This window comes from Pseudomonas sp. MONT-RG-20F-20-E-7-02 (assembly GCF_022662395.1).
GTDB lineage: Bacteria > Pseudomonadota > Gammaproteobacteria > Pseudomonadales > Pseudomonadaceae > Aquipseudomonas.
The window spans coordinates 1,139,791-1,154,465 of the sequence record NZ_JAKNQN010000001.1; the positions used below are offsets into that span (position 1 = coordinate 1,139,791).

General features: G+C 61.2%; 16 protein-coding genes. 10 read left to right on the forward strand and 6 right to left on the reverse strand.

What is annotated here, in order from left to right; genetic code table 11:
- Position 1: 1 nt before the first annotated feature.
- Positions 2 to 721 (forward strand): alpha/beta fold hydrolase, encoded by a 720-nt coding sequence (locus L8I05_RS05195; RefSeq protein ID WP_159957414.1) that lies wholly within the window; start codon positions 2 to 4, stop codon positions 719 to 721.
- Between the two features lie 133 nt (positions 722 to 854).
- Here L8I05_RS05195 and L8I05_RS05200 read toward each other — a convergent pair whose 3' ends face one another.
- Complete coding sequence (locus L8I05_RS05200) at positions 855 to 1,412, reverse strand: hypothetical protein (RefSeq protein WP_242167422.1); 558 nt, start codon at positions 1,410 to 1,412, stop codon at positions 855 to 857.
- A 72-nt stretch (positions 1,413 to 1,484) separates the two neighbouring features.
- Positions 1,485 to 3,293 carry a monovalent cation:proton antiporter-2 (CPA2) family protein gene (locus L8I05_RS05205; RefSeq protein WP_242167423.1) on the reverse strand — a complete coding sequence of 603 codons (1,809 nt, stop codon included), beginning with the start codon at positions 3,291 to 3,293 and terminating at the stop codon, positions 1,485 to 1,487.
- 304 nt (positions 3,294 to 3,597) lie between these two features.
- Here L8I05_RS05205 and L8I05_RS05210 point away from each other — a divergent pair, with 304 nt between their 5' ends.
- From L8I05_RS05210 to L8I05_RS05235, 6 genes are all read left to right on the forward strand, one after another.
- Entirely contained in the window at positions 3,598 to 3,738 is a 141-nt protein-coding gene (locus tag L8I05_RS05210) for a hypothetical protein (RefSeq protein WP_242167424.1), read from the forward strand.
- Positions 3,713 to 4,714, forward strand: a complete 1,002-nt coding sequence (locus L8I05_RS05215; RefSeq protein WP_242167425.1) for a hypothetical protein — start codon at positions 3,713 to 3,715, stop codon at positions 4,712 to 4,714. Before L8I05_RS05210 ends, L8I05_RS05215 begins: the two co-directional genes overlap by 26 nt.
- A 94-nt stretch (positions 4,715 to 4,808) precedes the next feature.
- On the forward strand, positions 4,809 to 6,299 hold the full coding sequence (locus L8I05_RS05220; RefSeq protein ID WP_242167426.1) for an autotransporter domain-containing protein: 1,491 nt from the start codon (positions 4,809 to 4,811) through the stop codon (positions 6,297 to 6,299).
- Positions 6,300 to 6,503: 204 nt separating this feature from the next.
- The gene (locus L8I05_RS05225; protein ID WP_242167427.1) at positions 6,504 to 6,869 is read left to right on the forward strand and encodes a type II toxin-antitoxin system RelE/ParE family toxin; all 366 of its coding nucleotides are present in this window, start codon (positions 6,504 to 6,506) and stop codon (positions 6,867 to 6,869) included.
- A complete protein-coding gene (locus tag L8I05_RS05230) occupies positions 6,862 to 7,167 on the forward strand; it encodes an XRE family transcriptional regulator (protein ID WP_159957410.1) in 306 nt (101 codons plus the stop codon). The genes L8I05_RS05225 and L8I05_RS05230 overlap by 8 nt, the downstream gene beginning before the upstream one ends.
- Before the next feature lie 10 nt (positions 7,168 to 7,177).
- Positions 7,178 to 8,074, forward strand: a complete 897-nt coding sequence (locus L8I05_RS05235; protein WP_242167428.1) for a LysR family transcriptional regulator — start codon at positions 7,178 to 7,180, stop codon at positions 8,072 to 8,074.
- Here the strand turns inward: L8I05_RS05235 and L8I05_RS05240 are convergent.
- Together L8I05_RS05240 and L8I05_RS05245 are read right to left on the reverse strand one after the other, a co-directional pair.
- Positions 8,064 to 8,465, reverse strand: a complete 402-nt coding sequence (locus tag L8I05_RS05240; RefSeq protein ID WP_242167429.1) for a RidA family protein — start codon at positions 8,463 to 8,465, stop codon at positions 8,064 to 8,066. The genes L8I05_RS05235 and L8I05_RS05240 overlap by 11 nt on opposite strands.
- An 81-nt stretch (positions 8,466 to 8,546) precedes the next feature.
- Entirely contained in the window at positions 8,547 to 9,419 is an 873-nt protein-coding gene (locus L8I05_RS05245; protein WP_242167430.1) for an EamA family transporter, read from the reverse strand.
- 99 nt (positions 9,420 to 9,518) lie between these two features.
- Here L8I05_RS05245 and L8I05_RS05250 point away from each other — a divergent pair, with 99 nt between their 5' ends.
- The 3 genes from L8I05_RS05250 (at position 9,519) to L8I05_RS05260 (ending at position 13,303) form a co-directional block, all read left to right on the forward strand.
- Positions 9,519 to 10,301 carry a helix-turn-helix transcriptional regulator gene (locus L8I05_RS05250; RefSeq protein ID WP_242167431.1) on the forward strand — a complete coding sequence of 261 codons (783 nt, stop codon included), beginning with the start codon at positions 9,519 to 9,521 and terminating at the stop codon, positions 10,299 to 10,301.
- 87 nt (positions 10,302 to 10,388) lie between these two features.
- Entirely contained in the window at positions 10,389 to 11,942 is a 1,554-nt protein-coding gene (locus L8I05_RS05255) for a DUF726 domain-containing protein (RefSeq protein WP_242167432.1), read from the forward strand.
- A 41-nt stretch (positions 11,943 to 11,983) separates the two neighbouring features.
- Complete coding sequence (locus L8I05_RS05260) at positions 11,984 to 13,303, forward strand: Nramp family divalent metal transporter (protein ID WP_177018251.1); 1,320 nt, start codon at positions 11,984 to 11,986, stop codon at positions 13,301 to 13,303.
- A 12-nt stretch (positions 13,304 to 13,315) separates the two neighbouring features.
- Here the strand turns inward: L8I05_RS05260 and L8I05_RS05265 are convergent, their stop codons facing one another.
- Both L8I05_RS05265 and L8I05_RS05270 read right to left on the reverse strand, forming a co-directional pair.
- Entirely contained in the window at positions 13,316 to 13,570 is a 255-nt protein-coding gene (locus tag L8I05_RS05265; RefSeq protein ID WP_242167433.1) for a type II toxin-antitoxin system prevent-host-death family antitoxin, read from the reverse strand.
- A 124-nt stretch (positions 13,571 to 13,694) separates the two neighbouring features.
- On the reverse strand, positions 13,695 to 14,627 hold the full coding sequence (locus L8I05_RS05270; protein WP_159961509.1) for a LysR family transcriptional regulator: 933 nt from the start codon (positions 14,625 to 14,627) through the stop codon (positions 13,695 to 13,697).
- Between the last annotated feature and the right edge of the window lie 48 nt (positions 14,628 to 14,675).

The window sequence follows — 14,675 nt, forward strand, 5'->3', positions numbered from 1 at the left end:
CATGCTCAAACTGTTTGCCCTGGCACTGACCCTGGTGGCCGGTGCCGCCCACGCCGATTCCACTTTGCACACGGACTTGCCGCTGTCGTACCTGGAACAGACCCAGGGCGATGCGCGTAATCAGCCGTTGGTGATTTTCCTGCACGGTTTTGGCAGCAACGAGGAAGACCTGTTTGGCATCAAGGACGCGCTGCCGTCGACCTGGACTTACCTGTCGGCACGCGCGCCGATGCCAGTGGACCCGCACGGCTATCGCTGGTTTACCAAGACGCCGGGTGACGGCGATTACAATGGCGAGACCGCCGACCTGCAACGCAGCGCCAAGCTGATTGAAGACTTTGTCGGCCAAGCCACGGCCAAATACCACACGCAAAGCGATCGGGTGTTCCTGGTGGGGTTCAGCCAGGGCGCGATCATGTCCTACGAGGTGGGCTTGCGACAGCCTGAGTTGGTGCGCGGGATTGCGGCGTTGAGTGGCAGTGTGTTGCCGGTGCTCAAGGCTGAGCTCAAGCCGAGCGAATCACTGGGCAAGCTGGCGATTTTTATCGGCCACGGCACGTTGGACCAGGCGCTGCCGTACAACTCGGCCACGCGGGCGAATGAGGTGTTGGTGGGGCTGGGGTTGAAGCCGGAGTTTCATGGTTATCCGGGCATGCCGCATACCGTGAGTGAGGCAGAGGTGCAGGACCTGAAGGCCTGGCTGGAAAAAAGCCTGAAGTAAACGCGGTTTAAAAATGTGGGAGCTGGCTTGCCTGCGATAGCGGTATATCCATCACCAGACATATTGCCTGGTGGATGGCTATCGCAGGCAAGCCAGCTTCCACATTTGGTCCTATGTTGCAGGGTAGAGCGGGTTATTTGCCGCCAGTAATCTGCTTCACCAGCTCAGCATGGCCCTTCACATCATCCGCCCGCGAAATGGCCTGGATCACCAGCAAGTGGCTGCCCGAGCCGCCGAGGAAGGTCGAGTTCAAAGTCTTGCCGCCGCCCTGGGTGGCGGTGCTGTCGACCTGGCGAAGGCCCAGGCCCTTGTAGGTCAGCTTTTTCTCGTTGAGCTTCTTGAAGTCGGGCAGGGCGGCGCTCTGGTCCTTGACGAAATCCGCCACGGCGCCATCGAGGAATTGCGGGTCATTGTCTTTGATCGTAGCGCCATCGTTGCGCACGGTTTCGGCGACGATCACCACACTCTTGGTGGTCGAGTTGGCGTACAGCGTGCCTTGGGTGTCGGCGGTGCCATCCTCAACCTTGCCGGTGGGCAGCGTGTCGGCGATGTAGGCCTTGGGCAAGTTGAAGGTGAACTTGCCGCCCAGGGTCGAGATGGTCTGTGTGGTGCTCGGCTTGCTGGCTGCGAACACGCTACCGGCGGTGAGCGCGAGGGCCAGCAGGACGGCGGTCTTGGTGAAAGTGGCCATGAAGCGCTCCAGGGATGAACGAAATTGCGGCGTATTCTGTCAGAAATTTCGCAAGATCGTTCATCCGTGCCCTCACACTTTGTCGGACTCTTCCTCAAGCCGATCCATCTCAAACAGCCGCGCCAGTTCGGTTCGGGCTTCCTGGGCGGTTTGCATGACCTTGGCGGCGTCGTCGTACACCGCGTGCTGCGCGGCGAGTACTTGCAGGTCATGGTTTTTGAAACGGTTGATGCGCGCATCGGCCTGGGCCTGGCTCAAACCGAGGCCGACCAGGGTGCGGCGGCTCATTTCCAGGCTGGAGTAAAACGTCTCGCGCACCGGTGACGCGTCCAGGTCCACCAGGCGGTGGACGTGCTGGCGGTTACGTGCGCGGGCGATGATTTTCATGTGCGGGTAGAGGTTGCGCACCAGCTCGGCCGTCTTGATGTTGATCTCCGGGTCGTCCATGGCGATCACGAAGAACTCGGCTTGATCGACTTTGGCTGCGTGCAGGATTTCCGGGCGCTGCGGGTCGCCGTAGAACACCGGCATGCCGCCGAAACTGCGGGTCAATTCGATGGTTTCCACTGACGTGTCGAGGGCGATGAACGAGATGTTTTGCGCGCGCAGGATCCGCGCCACGATCTGGCCCATACGGCCCATGCCGGCAATTACCACGCGCGGCGCATCGCTCTCGATGGCGCGGTATTCCTCGGGCACTTCCACCGGTTTGACCTTGGGCTTGAACAGCTTCGGGCACACCAACAGCAGCAGCGGCGTCACGGCCATGGACAGGGTGATGGTCAGCACCAGCACATCGTAGAGATGCGGCTCGAACAAGCCCTGATCGCGGCCGATCTTGAACACCACGAAGGCGAACTCACCGCCTGCCGCCAACACCACACCCAGGCGCAGCGCGCTTTCGCGATTGAGGTCACCGACCAGTCGGCCGACCGCGTACAGCAGCGGCAGCTTCAAGCCGATCAGCAACAAGGTCAGGCCAATCACCACCAGCGGCGAGCTGAGCAGCAGGCTGAGGTTGGCGCCCATGCCCACGCTGATAAAAAACAGCCCGAGCAGCAGGCCCTTGAACGGCTCGATCTGCGATTCAAGCTCGTGGCGGTATTCCGAATCGGCCAGCAGTAGCCCGGCGAGGAACGCGCCCAGGGCCATCGACACGCCCACCAGTTCCATCAGCCAGGCGGTGCCGATCACCACCAGCAGCGCGGTGGCGGTGGACACTTCGCGCAGGCCGGTCTTGGCGACGATGCGAAACACCGGGCGCAACAGGTAGCGCCCGCCGATGATCACCACGGCGATGCTGCCGAGGATTTGCAGCACGTGCTGCAAGCCCTGGGCTTCGGTGGTTGGGTGATCGCTGCCGGCCAGCAACGGCACCATGGCGATCAGCGGGATCGCGGCGATGTCCTGGAACAGCAGAATCGCAAACGCCAGGCGCCCGTGGGGCTGGTTCAACTCCTTGCGCTCGGCCAGGCTTTGCAGGCCAAACGCCGTGGAGGACAGCGCCAGGCCCAGACCCAGCACAATCGCACTGTTCCACGCCTGGCCAAACAGCCACAGCGCGACCACGCCCATCACCAGGCCCGTCAGCAACACCTGGGCCAAACCGACGCCGAACACCGCCTTGCGCATCACCCATAAGCGTTTCGGCGACAGCTCCAGGCCGATGATGAACAACAGCAACACCACGCCCAGTTCAGAGAACTGCGCCACGCTTTGCGGGTTGCCGATCAGGCTCAGTACCGACGGGCCGATGATCACGCCGGCGAACAGATAGCCCAGCACTGCGCCCAGTTGCAAACGCTTGGCCAACGGCACGGTGAGCACGGCGGCGAGCAGGAACACCACGGCTGCTTGTAACAGGTTGCCTTCATGGGGCATTGCGAACTCCAGGATCTTTAAAGCGAATCGACAGGGCGCTATTAGAGCGCCTTTTTACATTTTGAAACTTGTATTTATGTCGCGACAGTCAATGAATATTGGCTGTAATCCCATTCTTACGCGGTGTTTACGTAAGTATTAATACCATTTAATTCAATGACTTTTCTTTAGCTCTACTACCGTTTCGACAAACTAGATCAGTTGTCGCCACGGTCAGGTATTTCGAATTCGATGCGTGTGGGTCACTAGTGCAGGGCTTCTGCGCATTCATGGATGAAAGGCTTGAACCACGAAGGAGTGTCACGTGGAAAGAAGACTTGCCGCTGCCGGTGTGTCGCGTATTGCCCCGCTGAATATGGCGATTCGAATGGGGATTGTGGGGTTGATGATGGGCCTGCAAGTCCCGAGGCATTGGCCACGTGTTCCACGGCCGGGTCTACCGTGACCTGTACGGGCGTGCCGACCCTGCCGCTGTTTCTGAATACTTCAGCAGTGCCACCAACGGCTTGACCGTCAACGTCAACGCCGGCGCGCAGATGAACGCGACGCTGGGCGGCCACGTGATGGACCTCTCCGGCGTCAACATCAGCTTGAACAACTCCGGCACCCTCGACCCGGCCCTGTTGGGCCTGGTGTCGGTACTGAGCGGCGGGGCCTTTATCGGTACGGGCGCCACCAGCACGGTCAGCGTCCTCAACAATGCCAGCGGGATCATGCGCGGCACCGGCATGTTGCTCGGGCTCAACCTGACGAGCATCGACGGCCTGGCACTGGCGGTGAACAACGCGGCGGCCGGCACCACCAGCATCACCAACAACGGCACGATTACCTCCACCGGTTTATCGGTGGGCGGCATTACCCTGGCCGACACGCCGGTGGTGGGCATATACGGCGGCTCCCAGGTCAACATGACCAACAGCAGTACCGGGGTTATCAACGGGCGGGTCGCGTTCGAAACCTCCGCCGCGGGCAACACCTTTACCAACGCCGGTGCGATCACGGGCGGCGTGTCGATGGGCGCGAGCAGTACCAACACCTTTACCGCGATTACCGGCTCCAGCGTCAGCGTCGGTGACGGTGTGCAAGTCAGCGTGGGCTTGGGCGGGCTGGTTGGCATCAATTTGACCTTTGGCCCTACGGGCACGGTCGATGGCGGGGCCGGGGGCACCAACTCGCTGATCCTGCAGAACCCGATCGGCGTTGGCGGCGGCACTACCGGTACTGGCACGGTATCGAGCGCCACCTATGTCAACTTCAACAACCTGACCCTCAACAGCGGCACCTGGACCCTGCAAGGCCCGGTCGTCTCCGGCAGCACCACGCTCAATGGCGGGGTTGCGCAGTTCAACAACAATGCGACGTTCGGCTCCGGCGTGCTGACCTCCAACGGCGGTATTCTGCAGGCAGTAACGCGGGCTTGAACATCGCTAACCTGGTGACCGTCGGCGCTGGCGGCCTCACCGTACAAGGCACTAACGCCACCACCTTGTCCGGGTGATCTCAGGCGCAGGCGGCTTGACCGGCAACGGCAGTGTCGGCTCGCTGGTCAACAACGGCAGCGTCACCCCCGATGGCGGCAAACTGACGGTGGCCGGTAACTTCACCAACGCCAGCACGGGTGCGCTGAACCTGGTCATCACACCGTCGGTAACCGGTGCCCTGGCGGTCGGAGGCACCGCCAACCTGGGCGGCACTTTGAATGTGATCAACCTGGCACCGTATGCCGGCCCGACCACCTACACACTGCTGACGGCGGGCGCGGTGAACGGCACCTTCAGTAATAGCAACCTGGAGAACCTGGCGTTCCTCAGCACGTCGTTGAACTACAGCCCGACTCAGGTGGCGTTGGCGGTCAGCCGTAACAACGTCAGCTACGCCAGCGTGGCGGCCACGCGTAACCAGCGTGGCGTGGCGGCGGCACTGGGCAGTGGGGCCGCAGTGGGCGGGGTGGCGGTGCAGAATGCGCTGCTCAACGCTGATGCGGCCGGGGCGCGTGCCGCGTTCGACAGCTTGTCCGGCGAGATCCACGCCAGCACCGCCAGCGCGATGCTTGAAGATTCGCGTTACATCCGTGACGCGGTCAACGAGCGCCTGCGCCAGCCTGGCTGCTACCGCGAGGACGACCCGCGCAACAGCCTGGCACCGAGTGAAAACCGCCTGAGCAGCGCCGGTTGCCACGGCGAGATGGTCGGCTGGATGCGCGTACTCGGCACTTGGGGCCACATGGGCGGCGACAGCAACACCGCCAAGCTGGACCGCAACCTCGGCGGCTTCCTGCTCGGCACCGACAAACAAGTGGATGACGCCTGGCGCGTCGGCGTGGCCGCCGGCTACACCCGCAGCGACCTGGACGCCAAGCGCCGCAGCTCCAGCGCCGATGTCGACAGCTACCACCTGATGGCCTACACCGCGTACCAGCAAGAAGCCTTCGCCGCGCGCATGGGTGTGGCGTACAGCTGTCATGACATCGAAAGCAAACGCGACGTGGCGGTGGGCGGCGAAGGCCAACGCCTCAAAGCCGACTACAAGGCCCGCAGCGCACAAGTGTTCGGTGAAGTCGGTTATACCCTCACCACCGGCAACCTGGCGGTCGAACCGTTCGCCGGCCTGGCCTACGTCAACTACGACAGCGACACGATCAAGGAGAAAGGCGGTTCGGCGGCCCTGCGCGGCGATGCCGACCAGGACGTGACCTTCTCGACCCTGGGCGTGTGCATCGGCCAGACCATCACCCTGGGCAACGGCTCGAAAATCACCCCACGCGGCAGCCTCGGTTGGCGTCACGCCTTCGGCGACACCAAGCCGGATGCCGACCTGAGCTTTATCAACGGCGGCGCTTCGTTCAGCACCCAAGGTGTGCCGATCGCCAAGGACAGCGCCGTGGTGGAAGCGGGCGTGGATTACCAGATCAGCCAGAACGGCAGACTGGGCCTGGGCTATTCGGGGCAGTTGTCGCGCAATGACAAGGACCACGCGATGACGATCAGTTTCTCCCTCGGTTTCTGATCAAGGCCGAGCACCTTTAACCGCCTGAAAGGGCGGTTTTTTTTGCGCAAGTATTTCTTGAATTGTACGGCGGTTGCTGGATGTGCCGGGATTGCTGCGCGGAAGAATGTACATACAATTTCCCATGGAACCCGACTGGCTCACCGGTATTTGAAGTCCTAGAGTTATGCCCTTGAGTTTATATTCCATAGGTGGCATATTTGCATGGTCTGGGACATTGAATACACGGATGAATTCGCAGACTGGTGGAGCGGCCTGGATGCCAAAGAGCAATCGTCGGTATCTGCCAGCGTTGATCTACTGGGGCTTTTCGGGCCGGGTCTGCGCTTCCCCCACAGCAGCGATATCAGAGGCTCTCGGCATGGCAATTTGCGAGAGCTGCGCATCCAGCACGCGGGGCGGCCTTATCGAGTGCTGTATGCATTTGATCCCAGGCGCTGCGCCGTGCTGCTGATTGGCGGTGATAAAACCGCACAGCAGCGGTGGTACGAGGAACACGCTCCTGTAGCAGAAAAGTTGTACGACATACATTTGGAAACACTGCGTAAAGAGGGCCGTCACCATGGCTAAAAAATTCGCTGAACTTCAAGCCCGCATGACGCCCGAGTCGCGGGCCGAGGCCGAGCAACTGTTCCGCCAGCATCTGCAAGAAATGCCGCTGCACGAGCTGCGCAAGGCTCAACAGTTGAGCCAGGAAAGCCTGGCCAAGGCGTTGAATATCAACCAGGCGGCGGTTTCCAAGATGGAGCGTCGCACCGACATGTACATCAGCACGTTGCGCGACTACATCCGTGCCATGGGCGGCGAGCTGGAAATTATCGCGACGTTTCCGGATGGCCAGGTCAAGATCGACAACTTCGCTTGTTGAGGCGCTTTGAATGAACCAACTCCTCGCCATGCGCGCGTTTGTCCGTGTTGTCGACACCGGTTCATTCAGCCGTGCATCCGACCAGCTGGCGCTGCCCCGCTCCACGGTCAGCAAGTTGATCACCGACCTGGAAAAACACCTGGGCATCAAGCTGATGCACCGCACCACTCGCGCCTTGGCGCCGACGCTTGAAGGGCTGGAATACTATCGCCATGCGCGCCGACTGGTGGCTGAACTGGATGAAGTGGACAGCGCTGCACGCGGGCAAATCCTCAAGCCGGGCGGGCACTTGCGAGTGGATGCGCCGGCCTCGTTTGCCAATTGCCTGTTGATTCCGGCGCTGGTGGATTTCCATCGTGAGTACCCGAATATCACCATCGCCTTGGGTATCAGCGACCGTGCGGTGAATATCGTCGGGGAGGGTGTGGATTGTGTCATTCGTGCCGGCAAGCTCGACGACATGGCGATGATCGGGCGCAAGGTCGCCGACCTTGAATACCTGACCTGCGCAGCGCCGAGTTACCTTGCGCGCACGGGCCTGCCGGAATCGCCCGAAGACCTCGCGAACAACCACCTCAAAGCCGGTTATTTCTTCACCGGCTCGGGCAAGACAGAGCCGCTGATTTTCGAGCAGGGCGCGCGGCGTATCGAAGTCAACGACTGTGCGTTCTCCACCAATGAGGGCAACGGCCTCAAGGAAATGCTGCTCGCAGGCCTTGGTGTCGGGCAGCACTTCAAGTCCATCGTGCAGTACTACCTCGACACAGGCCAGTTGATCCACGTGTTACCGGACTGGTCACGGCCGGCCACGCCGCTGCATATCCTTTACCCACCCAATCGCCATCAGAGCGCACGGCTCAAGGTGTTTACCGAGTGGGTGATGCGCACGTTTGGTGTCAGGGAATAATCGCCGTTACGCGAATCTCTACTCGCATGGTCGGCAGGCCCAGCGCCTCGACGCCGACTTGCGTCCAGATCGGCGCATGGTCGGGCATGTAACGGCGATATTGCTTGACCATTGCTTCGTTGACCTCCGGAGGAAAGCCGCCGACGTGATAGGAGTTAACGTGAATCACATGCTCCCAACCCGCGCCGGCGGTGGCCAAGGTGCGCTCCAGGTTATGAAAGGCCTGGGCAATTTCTTCGCCAAGGTCGTCGGGGATCTGGAACTCAACGTCCCAGCCGCCCTGGCCTGAGGTCTCTACGCGGTTACCGACCTTCACCGCCTGGGAATAATGCAGGTGTTCGCGCATGTAATCGCCGTAGCCTGGCGTGACAAAAAATTCGGGCGTGCTCATGGTACTTCCTCGGTTCAGTACAAGACCTGGCGAATGCTAGTGGACCGAAAGCGCGAACAAAATCCCGGATTTCTGCCATCTCTATCCATTTATATGCACAGTCGGCTTGCGATAAAGCCCGACGGCCAAGCCGACAATAATCACAACAATCGCGATCAGGTTCGTTAGGGACACGTGCTCGTCCAGCATCAGCATCGAACTGGCAATTCCAAATACCGGAATCAACAGCGACAGCGGTGCCACGGTCGATACGGGGTAGGCCTTGAGCAGCGTGTTCCAGCCCCAGTAGGCAAAGTGTGTCGCCAGGTAAACCTGAAACAGGATCGACAACACGACGGTCAGGTCAAGGCGCTCGGGCAAGTCAGCGAAGGCGGCGTTGCCGTGCAGCCACCACGCCATGAGGAACAGTGGTATCGGCGGAAACAAGCTGGCCCATACCATGAACGAAAAGATTTCCTTCACCCCGGATGCCTTGATGATGACGTTGCCGACACTCCATGCCAGGGCACTGAACACAATGAACAAAACCCCGAGTACTGCGTGCTCGCCGGTCTGGCTGGCGATGATGCCCGCCAGGCCAATCAGCGCGAGCACGGCGCCGACCCACTGTGCAGCACGGATTTTTTCCTTGAACAGCAGGTAGCCCCAGCCGAGCGTGAAGAACACGCTGAGTTGAATAATCAGCGAGGCGATTCCCGGGCTGACGCCGATATGAATGCCGTAGTTGATCACGCCCCACATGCCCAGCCCGAAGATCACGCCGTAAGCGGCCACGTAGCGGAAGGGGACGACGGGCCGCTTGATCACGAACACCAGCGGCAGGGCGGCCAGGGCAAAGCGGATGCCGGTGAGGGCAAAGGGGTCGATTGAGCGCAGGCCCAGCTTGGTGATGGGAAAGTTCAGGCCCCAGACCAAGGTGACCAACAGGGCAAGCGCCAAGTGTTTCTTCTGCATGGGCGTTCCTTTGAGCAGGTTTCTTCAAAGGCGTGAATGCTAGGGTGCCGGCTGATGGCCCGCTTGCTATGCCAGGTCATCCTTTGACAATATCGGGCCATGATGCCGACCTTTGACGACAACGACCCCGAAGCGCTGGTCACTTTGCGTAAATACCCCTCCGGTACCGTGTTCGCGCGGCATACACACCCGCGCGGCCAATTTGCCTACGCCGCCACCGGCGCGCTGAAAATGTTTACCGACCTGGGCAATTGGGTGGTGCCGCCGCAGCGGGCGATATGGGTGCCGGGCGGCGTGCCCCATGAAATGCACATGCGCGGCGATGTGCTCATGCTCAATACCTACCTCGATGCTCAAGCGGCTGAGCGGGCAGGGCTGGGGCAGCGTTGCCAGGCATTCGAGGTGTCGCCCCTGCTCAGGCATTTGCTGGAAGCGGCACTGGCGATCGAGCCAGCGGCGGCGTCGAGTGTCCGCCGGCACTGCGTATTGACGCTGCTGATTGATGAAATTGGCACGCTGCCGGCATTGCCCCTCAGTGCGCCTCTGCCGGCCGAGCCGCGCCTGGCCCGCGCTTGCCAGCGTTTTCTGGATGCGCCCTCGCAAGCCGTCTGCCTGGATGAAATGGCCGAGTGGTCGAACATGAGTCGACGGACCTTCACGCGTCATTTTAACGACAGCACCGGCATGACATTCGTGGCCTGGCGCCAGCAGGTTTGCTTGCTCGAAGCCACGGCGCAGCTCAGCCAAGGTGCGTCGATCACCGAGGTCGCATTTGCGCTGGGTTTCAGCAGTTCCAGCGCCTTTACCTCGGTGTTTCGACGCAACCTCGGTGATTCCCCGGCGCGCTACCTGGCCAAATCCAAAGCGGCATCCCTGTTCTGATAACCGCACACGTCGGTCAGGATTCACCTTCCCCGACGTCATGCTTTGTTACTATCGCCGTCCATCGTCACCAGGAGTCACCGGCCCATGCAACACCAGTGGGATGAAATGCACCGCACCCGCAAGCCCACCTTTGTACAGTGCGGCGAGCCCCAGGGGGATGTGCTCAATCTCTACGTTCACGGTTATTCGGCGTTCTTCAACCGTCAGCAACTGGGCAATTTCAAGCAACAGCTGGCGAGCATCGAAGGCTCGACCAACCTGATGCTGTTCTGGCCGGCGGGGCACTTCCTGGAAAACCTGTTTGCGCCGTTCAAAGACGTCATCACCTCGATGCTCGGCGGTGGTGGCCTCGGTGCGGCAACGGTGGGCGTGGGCAAGGCGATTGCGTATTTCCTCGACCATTACAAAAGTGTCGAGGCGCGGGTCGACGAAGTGGCCAAGACCCTGTTGCCCGAGCTGGCCAGCTACCTGCACGCCGAGTCGCTGGTGGTACGGCGCATCAACCTGATCGGCCATTCCCTCGGCGCACGCATTCTGGTCAAGAGTGTGTTGGCCAGCCCCGAGGTCGCCCGTGAACTGCCGTTGAACAATTTGTTGCTGATGGGCGGGGCGATCTGTACGTCGAGCCCGTGGGATCAAGTGTCGGCGCCGCTCAAGGGCCGCGTGATCAATTGCCACTCCAGCAAGGACTGGGCACTGGCGATGAAACCGGACACTGAGCGCTGCATTGGCCGTTATGCCATTGAGGTCACGCCGGCGCTCAAGGCCAAGGTCACCAATGTGCACCTGGCCACTTTCGACCATGCGGCGTATTGGCCGCAGCTCAAGACCGTGGTGCAGTACACCGACCTGTTGCAGGAGCGGCGCGGCATGATCCGCGCCGATCAACGCAGCAGCGAAGTGCGTTTTGCCGAAGAGGACGGGGAACTGTTCCCGGCATTGCTGCACGCACGGCCCGACGAGCTTAAGTTCCTCGCCGAATTGATGGCGCAAAAGCGCAGCGCGTCAATCGATGCCAGCGTGCGTGAGCCACTGAAGCTGGCCATTGAGTTGCAACGCATGGGCGGTGACAGCTTTATGAACGTTGCCCGTGGCCACGGCGTGAGTTACCGCCAGATCGCCGAAGATGTCGCGCAGCGGTTGGGGATCAAGTTCGATGAACCGGTTGAAACCGTGGCACTGGCGGACATCGAGGCGCGGGTTGCCGAGAAGTTGATCGAGCAATACAAAGACAAACTCAGCCGCGCTGACCGGCAGGCCTTCGACGCCGAACTCAAGGCTGCCGCGCAAAAAGAGCAGGGCATGTTCAACCGTATCGATATCAGCCGCTCGGCCACCACCGCCTTGAGCGGCACGGCGTTGGCGGGGTTTACCGGTTTTATCGTGCGCCGTGGCGCGGCCTCGGCGATTCCGGTGGTAGGCCAGGCATTGGCGGCGGCGATGTTGCTCGTCACTGGTGTGCGGGCGTTCTCCGGCCCGGCGTACTCGATTACCACCTTGTCGGTATTGATGATCGGCATGATTCGCCAGCGTATGGAACGCGAGGCGCTCAACCAGGAGCTGGACCTGGTGGTGCAAGTGGTCGACACCTTTGACCTGCCCCGGGAGACGGTGATGCGCACGGTCACGTCGGACTGATAAGCTGCAGCTCTGACTTGTGTGTTTGCCTGGGATACCGCGTGAAATTCAGCCTGCCGAAAATCGCTACTGCCCCGTTCTGCCCGCCGGAAGTGGCGGGTTCCGTGATCGTTGACCCCAAGGCGTCGTTTTTCAAACGGGCGCTGATGTTCGCCGGCCCCGGCCTGTTGATCTCCATCGGCTACATGGACCCCGGCAACTGGGCCACGGCCATCGAGGCCGGTTCACGCTACGGCTACAGCCTGTTATTCGTGGTGCTGTTGGCCAGCCTGGCCGGCATGGCGGTGCAGTGCCTGTGTTCGCGGCTGGGCATCGCCACCGGCAAAGACCTGGCGCAACTGTGCCGTGAGCGCTACAGCAAACGCTCCGCGCGCACGCAATGGCTGCTGGCGGAAATCTCGATCATCGCCACCGACCTTGCCGAAGTGCTCGGCTGCGCCCTGGCGTTTCACCTGCTGCTCGGTGTGTCGCTGACCACCGGTATTGTCATCACCGCCTTTGACACACTGTTGATTCTGGCCCTGCAAAACCGCGGCTTCCGTCGTCTCGAGGCGATCATGCTGGCGCTGGTCGCAACCATCGGCGTGTGCTTCTTTATCGAGCTGGTGCTGATCAAGCCCTATTGGCCAGACGTATTGAGCGGTTTTACCCCGTCACTGTCGGCCATCAGCGATGCGGCGCCGTTGTACCTGGCCATCGGCATCCTCGGCGCCACCGTCATGCCCCATAACCTCTACCTGCACACCTCGATTGTGCAAACCCGCCTGATCGGCAAAGACCTCGCCAGCAAGCAGGACGCGGTCAAACTGGCGCGCATCGACACCATCGGCTCGCTGGCCCTGGCCTTGCTGGTCAACGCCGCGATCCTGGTGCTGGCCGCCGCCGCGTTCTACAAGACCGGCCACACCGACGTGGTCGAGATCCAGGATGCCTACCACCTGCTTGACCCACTGGTGGGCGGGGCGTTCGCCAGTATCCTGTTCGGCGTCGCGTTGCTGGCCTCGGGGCAAAGCTCGACGTTTACCGGCACCATCGCCGGGCAAGTGATCATGGAGGGTTATCTCAACCTGCGTATCCCTTGCTGGCAGCGACGCCTGATCACCCGCGGCCTGGCACTGATCCCGGCATTTCTCGGGGTGTGGCTGATGGGCGACGATGCTATCGGCAAGCTGCTGATTCTCAGCCAGGTGGTGCTCAGCCTGCAGTTGCCGTTCGCGCTCTACCCGCTGATTCGCATGACCGATGACAAGCAATTGATGGGGCCGTTTGTTAACCGCCTGCCCACGCGGCTATTGGCGTGGTTTCTGTTTGCGCTGATCAGTGGGGCGAATGCTTGGTTGATTGGGCAGTGGTTGTTTTGATCAGAGTTCTGTTCATAAGCCTGCCTCAAACGCGTTCAGCAACTCGTCAGGCAGTGGCGCATCCAAGTCGTCCGGAATAATCAGTTTTCCTCTCATGGAACCGATTCGCTTCCCGTGAAATTGCCCGGCTGGCGCAGGTCGGGCAAGGGCACAGCCATCCTCGGTAATAATGATGGTTTGTCCGGTACTGGCTGGATGAAACCGCTTTGAAAGATCGGCGCTGGCCTGGTCCGACGAGACAGGGATTGCGGTGCGCGGTGACTTCATGGTGTCTCTCCTGTACGGAAGTGACCAGAGTCTGGCGCAGCATGCTGTGCCGGGGAATGCTGGCCCGCAAAATCAGAACGAGCCTACTTTTTCGGCGAGGAATTTTTACCTCTAACCCGCCAGCTCACCGATCCCAATACGGCACCGCCCCAAAACATTCCACAAAATAATCAATCACCGTGCGCACCTTCAGCGACAGCCGCCGGCTGCCTGGCCACAACGCCGCAATCTGCTGCGGCTCCAGTGTGGTCGCCACGTCGTACTCGGTCAGTACCGCCTGCAAGGTACCTGCGCGCAAGCCTTCGCCGATCAGCCAGGACGGAAACACCACCAGCCCCAGGCCTTGCTCGGCGGCGTGGGTGAGGGTGTCGGCGTGGTTGCCGGTGATCGGGCCTTTGACGCTGTAGGGCGTCCAGTCGCCCTGGTCGCGGCGGAAAAACCAGCGTTGCTGGCCGGTGATGCCTTTGTAGGCCAGGCACTGGTGGTTAACCAGCTCGTCGGGGTGGCGCGGTGTGCCATGCCGGGCCAGGTAGGCAGGACTGGCGGCGAGGCGAAAGCGTTGCGGCGCGAAGATGCGTGCCTGCATGCCGGAATCGTTGAGCACGCCGATCCGAAACAGCAGGTCGGTGCCGTCTTGCAGCGGGTCGACGTAGGTGTCGGTTTGCTGGATATCCAGTTGCAACTTGGGATAGCGGCGGCACAACTCGCCCAGCCACGGTGAAAGGTGGCGCTGGCCGAACACCATCGGTGCGTTGATGCGCACCAGGCCGCTGGGTTCGCTTTCCTGTTCCTGCAGGGCTTGCCCGGCGGTTTCCAATTGTTCCAGCATCAACCGCGCATGGTGCCCGAGCAGGCGCCCGGCCTCGGTGGGGCTGACGGCACGGGTGTGGCGGTAGAGCAACTGTTGGCCGAGCGCCTGCTCCATCAACTGGATCTGCCGGGAAATAGAGGAGGGCGCCAGGCTCTCGCGGCGCGCCACTTCGGAAAAACTGCCGTGGTCCAGCACCGCAACAAACAGGCGCAATGCCTTGAAACTCAATTCATTCAAGCCCTGCATCATGGCCTCCAGGCTGTGCGTAATGCGCAAAGGTGTTATCCGCATGCT

Coding starts and splice junctions, on each gene's coding strand:
- L8I05_RS05245 (WP_242167430.1), bottom strand. CDS start 9,419: ATGCAGAAGAAACACTTGGCGCTTGCCCTGTTGGTCACCTTGGTCTGG.
- L8I05_RS05235 (WP_242167428.1), top strand. CDS start 7,178: ATGAACCAACTCCTCGCCATGCGCGCGTTTGTCCGTGTTGTCGACACC.
- L8I05_RS05240 (WP_242167429.1), bottom strand. CDS start 8,465: ATGAGCACGCCCGAATTTTTTGTCACGCCAGGCTACGGCGATTACATG.
- L8I05_RS05265 (WP_242167433.1), bottom strand. CDS start 13,570: ATGAAGTCACCGCGCACCGCAATCCCTGTCTCGTCGGACCAGGCCAGC.
- L8I05_RS05200 (WP_242167422.1), bottom strand. CDS start 1,412: ATGGCCACTTTCACCAAGACCGCCGTCCTGCTGGCCCTCGCGCTCACC.
- L8I05_RS05225 (WP_242167427.1), top strand. CDS start 6,504: ATGGTCTGGGACATTGAATACACGGATGAATTCGCAGACTGGTGGAGC.
- L8I05_RS05250 (WP_242167431.1), top strand. CDS start 9,519: ATGATGCCGACCTTTGACGACAACGACCCCGAAGCGCTGGTCACTTTG.
- L8I05_RS05195 (WP_159957414.1), top strand. CDS start 2: ATGCTCAAACTGTTTGCCCTGGCACTGACCCTGGTGGCCGGTGCCGCC.
- L8I05_RS05270 (WP_159961509.1), bottom strand. CDS start 14,627: ATGCAGGGCTTGAATGAATTGAGTTTCAAGGCATTGCGCCTGTTTGTT.
- L8I05_RS05230 (WP_159957410.1), top strand. CDS start 6,862: ATGGCTAAAAAATTCGCTGAACTTCAAGCCCGCATGACGCCCGAGTCG.
- L8I05_RS05205 (WP_242167423.1), bottom strand. CDS start 3,293: ATGCCCCATGAAGGCAACCTGTTACAAGCAGCCGTGGTGTTCCTGCTC.
- L8I05_RS05255 (WP_242167432.1), top strand. CDS start 10,389: ATGCAACACCAGTGGGATGAAATGCACCGCACCCGCAAGCCCACCTTT.